Origin of the sequence: Streptomyces aureus, assembly GCF_000725495.1 — a bacterium.
GTDB classification, from domain to species: Bacteria; Actinomycetota; Actinomycetes; order Streptomycetales; family Streptomycetaceae; genus Streptomyces; species Streptomyces aureus_B.
This window is the reverse complement of record NZ_JNZD01000080.1, coordinates 1-804: the sequence shown is the minus strand read 5'-3', so window position 1 is coordinate 804 and position 804 is coordinate 1. Positions and strand designations below refer to the sequence as shown.

Below are 804 nucleotides of genomic sequence, written 5' to 3'. Positions count from 1 at the left end.
GAAGTGGAAGGCCATGTGGCATTCGTCGCCGCCGGAGGGGAAGTCGCCGAAGTAGTCGACGACGTCCTCGGGCCACTGGTTCGCCTCGGCGAGCAGCACCGTGTCCGGGTAGTGCGTGTCGATGTCGACCCGCAGCCGCTTGAGGAACTGATGGGTGGCCGGGAGGTTCTCGCAGTTCGTGCCCTCCGCCTGGTACAGGTAGGGCACGGCGTCGAGGCGGAACCCGTCGATTCCCGGGTTCTCGTAGTTGAGGTCGGGCTGGTGGGAGAAGAAGCGGTGCCAGTAGTACTGCTTGCGGACGGGGTCGAAGGTCCAGTTGGAGGCTTCGGTGTCGACGAAGATGATGCGGGCGTCGGCGTACTGTTTGTCGTCGTCGGCCCAGACGTAGTAGTCGCCGTAGGGTCCGTCGGGGTCGGAGCGGGATTCCTGGAACCACGGGTGCTGGTCGCTGGTGTGGTTCATGACGAAGTCGATGATGACCCGCATGCCGCGCTGGTGGGCGGCGTCGACGAATTCGACGAAGTCGGCGAGGTCGCCGAACTCGGGGAGGACGGCGGTGTAGTCGGAGACGTCGTAGCCGCCGTCGCGCAGGGGGGACTTGAAGAAGGGCGGCAGCCACAGGCAGTCGACGCCGAGCCATTGCAGGTAGTCGAGTTTGGCGGTCAGGCCCTTGAGGTCGCCGACGCCGTCGCCGTTGCTGTCCTGGAAGGAACGGACCAGGACCTCGTAGAAGACGGCGCGTTTGAACCACTCGGGATCGCGGTCCTTGGCCGGGGTGTCCTCGAACGTGTCCGGGACGGGCTC

At 65.7% G+C, this 804-nt stretch carries 1 protein-coding gene; it reads right to left on the bottom strand.

Annotated features, from left to right (window positions below; translation table 11 throughout):
• Positions 1-804, bottom strand: an 804-nt coding sequence (locus IO36_RS36040; protein ID WP_037626577.1) for an alpha-amylase family glycosyl hydrolase, incomplete at both ends; no start/stop codon positions are given.